This window comes from Streptomyces sp. MB09-01, from assembly GCF_033794505.1.
In the GTDB taxonomy this organism is placed as follows: Bacteria; Actinomycetota; Actinomycetes; order Streptomycetales; family Streptomycetaceae; genus Streptomyces.
The window spans coordinates 1-12,194 of sequence record NZ_JARAYQ010000055.1 but is presented as its reverse complement, the minus strand read 5'-3'; the positions used below and the strand labels follow the sequence as shown (position 1 = coordinate 12,194).

8 protein-coding genes and 1 pseudogene are annotated in these 12,194 nt (G+C 71.1%); 4 read left to right on the top strand and 5 right to left on the bottom strand.

The genetic code is table 11. The annotated features are described in order from the left end of the window. The 4 genes from PV721_RS14480 to PV721_RS14465 form a co-directional block, all read right to left on the bottom strand. Positions 1 to 240: an MbtH family protein gene (locus PV721_RS14480; protein ID WP_319724044.1), complete on the bottom strand. Its 240-nt coding sequence runs from the start codon at positions 238 to 240 to the stop codon at positions 1 to 3. A 122-nt stretch (positions 241 to 362) separates the two neighbouring features. Then, positions 363 to 2,057 carry an AMP-binding protein gene (locus PV721_RS14475; RefSeq protein ID WP_319724042.1) on the bottom strand — a complete coding sequence of 565 codons (1,695 nt, stop codon included), beginning with the start codon at positions 2,055 to 2,057 and terminating at the stop codon, positions 363 to 365. Positions 2,058 to 2,113: 56 nt separating this feature from the next. Then, positions 2,114 to 3,406, bottom strand: a complete 1,293-nt coding sequence (locus PV721_RS14470; RefSeq protein WP_319724040.1) for an MFS transporter — start codon at positions 3,404 to 3,406, stop codon at positions 2,114 to 2,116. 153 nt (positions 3,407 to 3,559) lie between these two features. Continuing rightward, positions 3,560 to 4,261, bottom strand: coding sequence for a 4'-phosphopantetheinyl transferase family protein (locus PV721_RS14465; RefSeq protein WP_319724038.1), 702 nt, complete (start codon positions 4,259 to 4,261; stop codon positions 3,560 to 3,562). A gap of 314 nt (positions 4,262 to 4,575) precedes the next feature. Between PV721_RS14465 and PV721_RS14460 the strand changes: the two genes are divergently transcribed. The 4 genes from PV721_RS14460 (at position 4,576) to PV721_RS14445 (ending at position 11,342) form a co-directional block, all read left to right on the top strand. Beyond that, positions 4,576 to 5,955, top strand: coding sequence for an MFS transporter (locus PV721_RS14460; RefSeq protein WP_319724036.1), 1,380 nt, complete (start codon positions 4,576 to 4,578; stop codon positions 5,953 to 5,955). Positions 5,956 to 5,966: 11 nt separating this feature from the next. Beyond that, positions 5,967 to 7,442 carry a glycogen synthase gene (locus PV721_RS14455; protein WP_319724034.1) on the top strand — a complete coding sequence of 492 codons (1,476 nt, stop codon included), beginning with the start codon at positions 5,967 to 5,969 and terminating at the stop codon, positions 7,440 to 7,442. A gap of 73 nt (positions 7,443 to 7,515) precedes the next feature. Continuing rightward, a complete protein-coding gene (locus tag PV721_RS14450; RefSeq protein ID WP_319724032.1) occupies positions 7,516 to 8,625 on the top strand; it encodes an XdhC/CoxI family protein in 1,110 nt (369 codons plus the stop codon). A 155-nt stretch (positions 8,626 to 8,780) separates the two neighbouring features. Next, complete coding sequence (locus PV721_RS14445) at positions 8,781 to 11,342, top strand: alpha-amylase family glycosyl hydrolase (RefSeq protein ID WP_319724030.1); 2,562 nt, start codon at positions 8,781 to 8,783, stop codon at positions 11,340 to 11,342. On the opposite strand, the pseudogene PV721_RS14440 reads toward PV721_RS14445, so the two are convergent. Next, a pseudogene (locus PV721_RS14440) lies at positions 11,339 to 12,194 on the bottom strand (IS5 family transposase); the annotation flags it as partial. The gene PV721_RS14445 and the pseudogene PV721_RS14440 sit on opposite strands and share 4 nt — an antisense overlap.

Here is a 12,194-nt window from a genome sequence, read left to right as displayed (position 1 = left end):
TCATCCCTGGCAGGAGGTCGAGGCGGGGGCGGTGGCAGCCCTCGCGGCGGGCAGCGTACGGACGGTGAGCGGGCGGATGTCCGGCCACACGCTCTCGATGCGGCGCAGACACTCGTCCTCGGAGCCCGAGGTGCCCTCCAGCCGCCAGCCCTCGGGGAGGGCGTGGCCGGACGGCCAGATCGAGTACTGCTCCTCCGCGTTGACGACAACGTGGAAGCGGGAAGAACCGTCGGATCGCATCTGTCGTCCCTTCGTCGGGAGGGAAAGAGGGGGGAGGCGGGTGCTTCGGGCCGGCGCCGTGCCGCTCGCGCGCCTGACATGCGCGTGAGCGGGGGAGCAGCGCGAACGGCGAGGTCGGTTCGTCATCCTGTCGGGGCGATCGAGCCGGCGTCCAGGACGTTCGACTCGAACACCCTGCCGCCCAGTTCGCCGGCGAGGTGAGCCCGCCACATCGCCCGGCGCCGGGGCTTCCCGCTGGAGGTGCGCAGCACCGTGCCGCGAGGGCCGTTCACGATGACCACGTCGAGACCCGGCACACGGCGCCGTAGCCGACGTACGACCTCCCCCGTCCAGGGCCCGGGACGGCGCTCCACGACCACGACCGCCGTGTCGCGCCCCCCGGCGGCGCCGAGGAGTACGGCCACCCCGGCCGTCCGCAGCTCGGGCAGCCGCACCAGCGAGGCCTCCAGGTCCTCCGCGAACACGGTCGTCGCACGGCACTTGAGGCTGTCACCGAGCCGTCCGACCACGAACAGCTCCCCCTGGTCGAAGAAGCCGCAATCGCCTGTCCGGAGCTGGCCCCCGCTGAAGACGCCTTCGCCGGTCCCCGCGTCGGCCCCCGTGTAGCCCTCGGCCACCGAGGGGCCGCCCACCACGATCTCGCCGACATGCCCCTCGGGCAGCGGCCGCCCCAGCCGGTCGGTGACCAGCACACGGCTCCCGGCGACCAAGGGGCGTCCACAGCCCGTCAGTTCCATCGCCTCGGTACCGTCGGTGCTCGGACGCACACGACGGCCGACATCGAGCGCACGCGGGTCGACCGACAAGGAGCGCGGTTCATCGTCGCGCGACGACCCGGTCACCGCCAGGGTCGCCTCGGCCAGCCCGTACGCGGGCAGCAAGGCCGTGGAGCGGAACCCGAACGGTGACAGCAGGGCGGCGAACTGCCGCAGCACCTGCGGCGGCACGCGCTCGGCCCCTGTGATGACCGCCGACCACCCGGAGAAGTCCATCCCTTCCAGGGACTCGGCCTGCACCCGGCGCACCACGTGCTCGAGTCCGAAGGCCGGAGACGCGGTGAGCTGCGCTCCCAGCGTGCCGAAGCAGCGCACCCACTCCAGCGGCGTGCGCACGAAGTCCTCGGGTCGCATCACCCACAGATCGGCGCCGATCGACAGCGGCGTCAGCAGGCAGCCGACGAGGCCCATGTCGTGATGGAACGGCAGCCAGGTCGCGGTCGCGTCCGACGATCCCATCCGAAGCCAGCGGCGCACCGCAGCCAGGTTGGCGGAGAGCGCGTCGGTCGTGACGGCCACCGCCTTGGCCGGGCCGCCCGACCCCGAAGTGAACTGCACCAGTGCCCGCTCGGGCGGGCACGCGAGGGCCTGCGGCACGCCGGCCGCCGCCGACAACTCGGCCATGGTCACCTTGAGCACCCGCGGGCCGCCCGGCCCGGCAGGGAGCGCGCCCAGCGGGTCGGCCCATTCGGGACGGGTGACCAGGACCTTCGGCCGGACGGACGCGAACATCCGTTCAGCGTGGCGCCGATGGGCGTCGGGATTCTCGAACACGAGAGGAGGGGCCAGCGGGGCGGGAGTGGCACCGACGGCCACCGTGCCCAGCACGGTGGCCACGAACTCGGGACCGTTCCCGGTCGCCGGTACGACGAGCTCACCGGGCGCGACACCGAGGGACCGCAGCCGGTCCGCCAACACGAAGGCGGCACGCGCGAGTTCGGTGTACGGATGGAAATCCCAGCCCCCCAGCCCGTCGTAGAACCGGATGCCGCGCCGGGGGTCGGGGTCGACAAGCGCGTCCAGCAGCGGATGCTGCTCCATGACACCTCACATTCGTGCGCCGCCGGTACGTCCGGCTGTGCGCCTCCGGCCCGCGGCTACCCGCCCGTGCGGACCACGCTCTCGTCACCGGTCCCGCTCCCAGGCCGGGGCGCGGCCTTCGCGAGCGAGGCGATCGGTGCCGTGCGCACGGCACGCCGGGTCGAGGTGAGTACCGCCAGACAGAGCATCCACAGGGAAAGCAGCAGGACGACCCGCTCGGTGCCCAGCACGGTGATCAGCGTGCCGCTGAGCGCCGAACCGATGGCCAGGGCGCTCATGGTCAAGGTGGACTCCGTGCTGCTGACCCGGCCGCGCAGCTCGTCCGGGGTGATCGCGAGCCGGTAGGTGGAGATCGCCACCATGTAAACGGGGGCGACCAGTGATTCGAGCGCCGCGACGAGCCCCAGGGTGGTCGGATTGGGGGCGATCGCGTACAGGGGGAAACCGAGCGCCTCCAGCCACAGCATCGTCACGGCGATACGGCCGAGCGGATAGCGCTTGACGACGCGGTCCGAGACGAGGGCACCGAGCAGCGCGCCTATGGCGGCACCGCTAAAGATCACACCGATCTCCACCGCGGATGCCCCGGCCTCCTGCGCCAGGACGACGATGACCAGGTAGCCGGCGCCGTAGCGGACGCTGTCGGCGGCGCTCACCAAGGTGAGGAACCGGATCACCGGCTGGTGCCACACCCAGCTCAGCCCCTCGCGGATCTCCGCCGTCAGGCGCGGACGTGGCCCGGTGCGCCGCTCCTCCTGGAAGTCACCCCGTATGAGCCGCAGGCTCAGGGCCGACACGGCGAAGGAGACGGCGTTCACGGCGAACGGCAGGACACGGCTGAGGGAGTAGAGCGCGCCGGCGGCCACCGCCCCGAAGACCCGGATCGTGTTGTGGACGGTCTCGCTGTACCCGAGCGCGCCCGACAGCTGTTCGCGCCCCACCACATTGGGCAGGGCGGCGCTGTTGGCCGACAGGAAGAGGGTGCTGAGCATGCCGTTGAGCGCGGCGACCCCGTAAAGGTGCGGCAGCGTCAGGCTGTCCGTGGCGAGTGCCACCACCACGGAACCGACGAGGACCGCACGGCCCGCTTCGCACCAGATCATGGTGACCTTGCGGTTCCAGCGATCTGCCAGGGCCCCTGCGATCAGGCCGAACAGCAGGAACGATGCCGTGCCCAGCCCGGTGACGAGCCCCGCCTGTGTCGCCGATCCGGAGACCGCCAGCACGATCAACGGAAGGGCGAAGAACTGGGCCTGGTCGCCCACGAACGAGATGACCTGCCCGCCCAACAGCAGACGGAAGTCCCGGTTGCGCCAGAGGGAGGGTGTGCCGGGACCTGATTCGGCCATGGTGCGCCTTTCGGAGTCGGGGACTACGGCCGGTGACCGTAGTCGAGTGGCGGACAGGCCGACAAGGCGCGTTCCCGGGCGCTGTGTTGAGCGGCCTGTTCAACTGCGGCGGCGCCGCGGTTGGACGGTGTCCGGCCATGGCCCTCGGGGCGTTCAGTACCGCGGGGGAGCGGATCCCGGCCGCGACCGGGCAGGCCATCGTGCGCTCGTCACCGAGGTGACCACCAGCCCCCTGCCGACCAGCCAGCGCCCCGCGAAACCCGACGGGCCCGCTTCCGTGACGGCCGGCGACACCCGCACCGCGAAGGTGCCGTCCGCCCGCAGGTCGACCTCCGCGTCCTGGAAGCCGAGCCAGGCACGAGTGAGTGGGAACCACGCCTTGTAGACGGACTCCTTGGCGCTGAACAGCACGGTGTCCCAGCAGATGCGCGGAGCTTCCCGGCGCAGCACCGTGAGGCGTGCGCGTTCCGCGTCGACCGCGATCTCCTTGCCCACCCGCGCCGGCAGCGGCAGGTGCGGTTCGGCGTCGATACCGAGCACGGCCAGATCATCCGCCCGGGCCACCGCAGCGGCCCGGAATCCCACGCAGTGCGTGATGCTGCCGATCACCCCGGCCGGCCACGCAGGCGCGCGCTGCTCGTCCTTGGGTACCGGCGTCGGCGGCAGCCCGAGACCCGACAGCGCCCGGCGGGCACAGCCGCGACCGGTGGTGAACTCCCGCCGTCTGCCCTCGGCCGACCGGGCGACCGCCGACGCCTCCTCCGGGAAGAGCGGGTATGCCGTGTCGTCGTCGTACGCCTCCGCCGAGGCCGTGCACGCGGGAAGGACCTTCTGGAGCAAGGAGAGCCGTTCCATGGTCAGGCCATGCTCGGTGACCCGGCCGGAACAAGCCAAGTGACTGTCCGCCGGGACGTCGGTCACCGACTTGCCGGGAACCGGCGGAGGCCGTTGAAATGATGCGCCGAGGCCGAGCCCAGCGTCCTCCCCATGGTGCGCCACCTCCGCCGGGAGCTGCTCGCACCGGGTACCTGCCTTGCCCTTCCGGGCGTTCCACGTGACCCCGACCTGCCCGCCGTGGCTCTGCTGCGCCCTACTCCAAGAGGACTCATGTGTCGCTGACAGACAAACCGAGCGTCCCCACGAGGGCCGCGTCGCCGCCCGGCAGCACCGTGAACCGCAGCGCCGTGCTGGCCCTGCTGGTGAGCAGCCACTTCATGCTCAACCTGGACTCCGCGATCGTCGAAGTGGCGCTGCCCGCCCTCAAGGAAGGGCTTGGTTTCGGCCTTTCGGACCTGTCCTGGGTGGCCAACGCCTACATCCTCACGTTCGGTGGTTTCCTCCTGCTCGGCGGGCGACTGGGAGACACCCTGGGCAGCCGCCGCGTCTTCACGGGCGGCCTCACGCTGTTCGCACTCGCCTCGCTGCTCGGCGGCCTCGCCTCCGAGCCGGAGCTGATCATCACAGCCCGCGCGGTCCAGGGCCTGGCCGCCGCCGTCATCTCGCCGACCGCACTCTCGCTGCTCGTGCAGGTATTTCCCAGCGGTACGGCCGAGGAGCGAGCCCGGCGCGGCAAGGCGCTCGGGACGCTCGGTGCCGTCGCTGCGACCGGCGGCTCGGTGGGCTACTTCCTCGGCGGTGTCCTCACCGAAACACTCGGATGGCAGTCGACGTTCCTCGTCAACGTGCCGGTCGCGGCCGCAGCTGCGGCCTGGGCCCGGCGGCTGCTGCCCGCCGACGGCCCGCGGCCCGCGCGGCTCCGCATCGACCTGGGCAGCGCACTCACCGGCTGCGCCGGTATGACGCTCCTCGTGTACGCCCTGGTGGAGGCCGGCCCCACCGGACTGCTCTCCGCACGAACCCTGGGCCTCGGGGGGCTCTCGCTCGGTCTGCTCTGCTGGTTCGTCGTACGCCAGCGCCGCAGCCTCGACCCGCTGTTCCCTCTGAGGGTGCTGCGGCACCGTGCCGTCCGCGGGGCCAACGCGGTCGCGGCCCTCGTCAACATGGCCATCGGCCCGGTCATCTTCTTCCTCAGTCTCTACATACAGCAAGTACTCGACTACTCACCGTCCGCGGCCGGTCTGGCGATTCTGCCCATAGTCCTGTCCATCACCGCGGCCTCCGCCCTGGCCGGCCGGCTCCTCGACGTCCACAGCCCGCGGGCCGTGATCATCACCGGCCTCCTGCTCTTCGCCGTGGGGCTCGTCTGGCTCGGCCGGATCTCCGGCCAGTCCTACTGGTTCGAGGTGCTCGGACCCGAGTGCCTGGTCGGCTTCGGCGGTGGCCTCGTCTTCGTCACCTTCACCGCCTGCGGCACGAGTGGTCCGGACGAGCGTGATGCCGGTTCCGCCTCGGCCGTACTCACCACCTCCCAGAAGGTCGGCAGCGCGTTCGGCCTCGCAGTGCTCACCGGCATCGCCGGGGTCGGCGCGGGATCCGGCGGCGTGTCGTCCGGGGCCGGCTACGGCACGGCGATCCTCGCAGCCGCGGTCCCCGTCCTCGTGGCCGTCGTGGTGAGCACGCGCTGGATACCCAACCGAACAGAACAATGAGGCCGGTTCCCTTGAAGTCTCTCTTCATCACACAGGAGTACGCTCCGCTCTTCGCCGAGGGGGGACTGGGACTCGCCAGCAGTGCCCTGCCGGCGGCGCTCCAACGCCGGCACGGCATCGAGCACGACCTCGTCCTGCCCTATTACCCCTGGCTCGTGGAGCGCCACGGTCTGCGGACCGAGGAAGTCTGCCGGATCCCGGAGATCGAGGTCGCCGACCGGCGCGCATCAGCCACGATCCTGCGGCTGCGCGACCACGACGCCCCGTGCACCATCCATCTCGTGCGCTGCGACGCCTGGTACGACCGAGGCGCGATCTACTGCGACGACGACTACCACCCCTTCGCCGACGAGGCCGAACGCGCCGCGTTCTTCGGTCACTGCGTTGCCGAGTGGGTCGAACGCGACGGGCGGACGTACGATCTCGTCCACGCCAACGACTGGCAGTCGGGCGCCGCCCTGGCCGGCTTGCGGGCCCGGGATCCGGAGCTGCCCACGTTGCTGACCGTCCACAACGGCATGTACCAGGGCAGACTGAAGGAACACTCGCTGGACCGGCTCGCCCTGTCCGACGATTCGGTCCGGATCCTGGCAGCGGCCGGTGGCGACGATCCGAGCATGCTTCTGCTCGGTCTGCTGCACGCCGACACCGTCGCCACCTGCAGCCCGGGCTACGCCCGCGAAATGGCCACGGCTTTCGCCGGCACCCCGGTGGGTGCCGCCCTGGCGAGTGCACGCACCCGCGGCATCGTGTTCGGCGTCGACGCCGACGTGTGGGACTCGGCCGCGGCCGGCCGGCTCACCGTCCCGTTCGGGCCGCACTCCGCCGAGGACGGCAAGCGCCGCAACAAGGCCGCTCTCCAGCGCCGTACGGGACTCCGTGTGGACGGAGACGTTCCGGTCCTCGGTGTGTGCTCACGGCTCGTACCGGAGAAGGGCACCGACCTGCTCCTGGAGGGCCTCGCCCCGCTGCTGCGCGAGGGCGAGGTGCAGCTGGCTCTGGCAGGTCCGGCCGCCGTCGAACTCCGGCCGCTGCTGCGGAGGGTGGTGGAGGAGTCGGCCGGCTCGGTCGCGTACCTGCCCGAGTTCGACCAGGACTGGGCATGGCTGATCTACGCGGGCTCCGACTTCACCGTCATGCCCTCGCGAACCGAGCCCTGCGGTCTCAACCAGCTCATCTCCTACCGCTACGGGACCCTGCCCCTGGTCAGCCCTGTCGGCGGGCTCTCCGACACCGTGACCGACCTGCGGACCGATCCCGGCCGCGGGAGCGGGATGTTCATCCCCGAACTGACGCCCGAGAGCGTGCGGGGCACGGTCCTCGACGCCATGCGCTGGCGCGCCGGGCAGCCCGGCGAACTGGCCGCGGCGCGGCAGCGGGTGATGCGCCAGGACTGGTCGTGGGGGAACACCGCGGACGGGTTCGCCCAGCTCTACCGCGAGACAGCGGCGCGGCGAGGACGGCTGGTGTCCTCGGCGGCCGAGTGAGCAGGGCTCCTGGCCGCCGGGCACCACCGGTTCCCACGCCATCCGTCACCCCGTTCCCGGAAAGGTGGGCAACATGCTGGACCTCGCTCGCGAACTGCGCCGATGGCGGGCGGAGGGACGGGAGCTGGCCGTGGCCACAGTCATCGCGACGAAGGGCAGCGCACCCCGGCTGCCGGGCGCGGCCATGGCAGTCGACCGCGAGGGCACGGTGATCGGCTCGGTCTCCGGCGGCTGCGTGGAGGGTGCCGTCTACGAGCTGTGCCGGCAGGCGATCACGGACGGGCAGAGAGTTGTCGAGAGCTTCGGCTACAGCGACGACGAGGCCTTGGCCGCGGGTCTCACCTGCGGCGGTGTCATCGACATCCTGGTCACGCCGGTGGGCCCGCGGGCCACACCGGCCCTCGACGCCGCACTGGACGCTGTGGCGAGGGACCTTCCCGTCGCGCTGGTCCGCGTGGTGGCCGGCCCTGACGTACCGAGTGGCGCCGTCCTCGCCGTGTCGGCCGACGGGACGTACCGCGGATCCCTCGGTGGACGCGCCGCGTGGGACCGGGCCGTGGCGGGTGAGGTCGCCGGGTGGCTGGCGGCCGACCGGACCGGCCTGATCCGGCGTGAGGTGGAGGGCACCACGATCACCCTCTTCGTCGAGACGTCCACCAGCGCGCCGCGTCTCATCGTGTTCGGGGCGACGGACGTCGCGGGCGCCCTGATACGGATCGGGGCGCAACTGGGGTACCGGACCACGCTGTGCGACGCACGCCCGGTGTTCGCGACCCCGGAGCGCTTCCCGGAGGCGGACGAGGTGGTGGTGGCCTGGCCCCATGTCTATCTGGCGACCACCGGGGTGGACGAACGGACAGCAGTGTGCGTCCTGACGCACGACCCGAAGTTCGACCTCCCGCTCCTGGAGGCCGCCCTTCGGCTGCCCGTGGCGTATGTGGGGGCCATGGGTTCCCGGCGTACCCACGAGGAGCGCATGGCACGGCTGCGCGAAGCCGGCGTCGAGGAGCCGGCGCTGGCCCGGCTCCGCTCGCCGGTGGGCCTGCACATCGGCGCACGGACCCCGGCGGAGACCGCCGTCTCCATCGCCGCCGAGATCCTCGCCGCCCGTTACGGCGGCACGGGCGTCCCGCTCACCGGCTCCTCCGCGCTCCTCCACGCAGACCGTGAGGAACCTGCGTGAGCCGAGCACCAAGGACGACGTGGGCGAGGAGAGCCCGACGCAGACGCGCCCCCGCACCCCCCGCACCGCCCGATTCCGAGTTCTTGATCCGACCGTTAGGGAGCCCTCGCGTGACCCTGTTGTCCGTCTCGCCCGCAGCTTCGAGGAGGTCCCGCGTGAGCAACGTGCTGCTCGCGGCCGGACTTGTCGCCTCCCTGCTGTCCGCGGCACCCGCCGCGGCAGCGCTGCCCGCCTGCTCGTCACCGCCTTCGGACCGGGAACTCGCTTCCGGTGCCATGCGTCACGATCTCTCCCGGGAGCAGCTCTACTTCGTACTCCCCGACCGCTTCGCCAACGGCGACAGGGCCAACGACACGGGGGGCCTCCCCGGCGGGCGGACCGACAACGGGCTCGACCCCACGAGCAAGTACTACTACCACGGTGGCGATCTGCCCGGAGTGATCGACAGGCTGGACTACATCCAGCGACTGGGCACCACGGCGATCTGGCTGGCGCCTGTCTTCAAGAACAAGTCGGTGCAGGGTGCGGAGCCCTGGGCGTCGGCCGGCTACCACGGCTACTGGGTCACCGACTTCACCCAGGTGGACCCGCACTTCGGCACCGAAGCCCAGCTCAAGGAGCTGATAGCCAAGGCGCACTCCAGGGGTATCAAGGTCTTCCTCGACATCATCACCAACCACACGGCGGACGTCATCGACTACGCGGAACGCGCCGACGGCTACCGATCGTCGGGGGCCTTCCCCACCCTGGACAAGGAGGGCAGGCCCGTCGACCTCACCGCGATCGCGAATCAGAACGCGGCCCGGGGCGGCTCCTCCTGGCCCGACCTGACCGTGGACTCGTTCCCGTACACGCCGGTCTTCCGTACCCCCTCAGACGCCACCGCCAAGTCTCCGTCCTGGCTGAACGACCCGACGCTCTACCACAACCGCGGGAACTCGACCTTCGAGGGCGAGTCTTCCGTGGAGGGAGACTTCTTCGGCCTCGACGACCTCGCGACACAGGACCCGAGGGTGGTGAAGGGCTTCGAGGAGGTCTATCAGGACTGGATCACCAGAACGGGGGTCGACGGCTACCGGATCGACACCGCGAAGCACGTCGACATGGCCTTCTGGCGGCAGTGGGCGCCTGCCGTGAAGAGCCACGCGACGCGCCGGGGAAACGCGGACTTCTTCATGTTCGGCGAGGTCTCCTCCGCCGATCCCGCGGTCACTTCTCCCTACGTCACCGACGGGAAGCTGCAGGCCACCCTGGACTTCCCGTTCCAGAGCGCGGCTCGCTCGTACGTGTCCCAGGGCGGCTCGGCCCGCGCCCTGGCCGATCTGTACGCACAGGACTACCGCTACACCACCGCCCGTACGAACGCCTACGGGCTGCCGACCTTTCTCGGCAACCACGACATGGGACGCTTCGGCGGTTTCCTGCGGACCGACAACCCGGGAGCCGGTCCGGCCGAGCTGCTGAGCAAGGACCGGCTGGGCCACGACCTGCTGTTCCTGACCCGGGGTCAGCCGACGGTCTACTACGGTGACGAACAGGGATTCACGGGAGCGGGCGGGGACATCGATGCCCGGCAGGACCTGTTCGCCTCCAAGACGGATTCGTTCAACACGGACGAGGTGATCGGCGGCAGCCCGGGCTCCGCGGACCGGTACGATCCGACCGCCCCGCTCTACCGGCACATCGCCGGACTGGCCGAGCTGCGCCGCAACCATCCGGCGCTCGCCGACGGAGCCCAGGTCGAGCGGTACGCGGCCGACGGTCCGGGTGTCTACGCGTTCTCCCGGATCGACGCCGGACAGCGGATCGAATACGTCGTCGCCGTCAACAACTCGCCCGAGGCGAAGAGCGTCTCGCTCGACACGTTCTCGGCCGGCATGGAGTTCGAGCAGCTGTACCCGGCGGCGGGGTCCCGGAAGACCAGCGCGGCCGACCGGAAGCTCACCCTCAGCGTCCCGCCGCTCTCGTCCGTGGTCTACAAGGCGGCTGACAGGGTCGCGGGGGCGGCCGCTTCCCCCCGGCTCACCCTGCGGACGCCGGCGGACGGTTCGACCGGCACGGTCACCATCGCCGCGGACGTGGCCGGCGGGGGGTTCGATCAGGTCTTCTTCGCCGCCCGGGTCGGTAACGGGACCTGGCAGAAGCTCGGAGCCGCCGACAACGGCAGCTACAGGATCACCCATGACGTCGGCGGCGTCCCGCGAGGCACCAGAGTCTGCTACAAGGCCGTGGTCAAAGACCCCGAGGGCCGCTTGCGGTCCACCACCGGAAGCTTCACCACAGGTGTGGCCACCTCGAAGGCCCCGCCGCCGGCCCCGCCTGCCTCCGGCGCCTCTCCTTCCCCGGGCGTCGACGCCACAGCGGCTGACGTGCACTGGATCGACCAGGAGACCGTCGCCTGGAAGACCGGGCAACTGCCCTCAGGCGCCTCCGCCCAGCTGGTCTACGACCCCTCCGGTCGGCTGCGAGTGGAGCACGGGGCCCTGAACAAGCCCGGCTACTGGATCCGGCTCGGGCCCGAACCCGGCGGACTCACCCCTGAACAGCTCGCAAGGTACCCGCACCTGCAGGGCTATTCCGCCTTCAAGGTCGACCGACGGGACCTCTCGCGTGCCGGCCTCGCGAGGCGCAGCCAGCTGTTGGCGACCCAGCACGCGCCCGACGGCACGCTGCTCAACGCCTCCGGCGTGACGATCCCCACGAGGCCGCGGCCCTAGGCAGTGTCTGACAAATGATCACGGGCTGGTTCGCGGAGCCAGAGGATCAGCGAGGCCAGGACGACGCCGGCACGGTAGCGGTCGGCGAGCTTGTCGAATCTCGTCGCGATCGCGCGGAACTGCTTGAGGCGTGCGAAGCATCGTTCGACCACGTTTCGGTCGCGGTAGAGCTTCTTGTCGAAGGCGGGCGGCCGGCCGCCGAGGCGCCCTCGGCGTCGGCGGTTGGCTGTTTGGTCGCGGCGCTCGGGGATCGTGACGGCGATGCCCCGACGCCGCAGCAGATGCCGGATCGCTCGGCCGGAGTAGGCCTTGTCGCCCAGGACTCGGGTCGGTTTCGTGCGTGGGCGGCCGGTGTCGGCTCGCGGATCCCGTCGAGGACCTGACCGAATGCGGTGGCGTCGTTGACGTTGCCGGGCGTGAGCACGATGGACAGCGGCAGTCCCCGGCCGTCGACGGCGAGGTGGACCTTGGTGGTCAGCCCGCCTCGGGACCGGCCGAGGGCCTGGCGCGTCTGCGAGCCGACCGGATCTTCCAGTTCGTTCCCGTCCGCAGCCCCCTTTTACGTGCGCCGGCGGCCTGCTGGTGAGCACGGTTGATCGTGGAGTCGACGGCGACGGTCCACTCCACCCGGCCCTCCGTGTCGTCGCGGACCTGCACATGCTCCAACAGCCTTGCCCAGGTGCCGTCCGCCTCTCAGCGGGCAAACCGCTCGTAGACGGTCTGCCACGGCCCATACCGCTCGGGCAGGTCACGCCACGGAGCCCCGGTCCGCAACCGCCACAGCACACCATTGACCACCTGCCGGTGATCACGCCACGGCCGACCACGCCCATCCACCTGCGGCAACAAGGG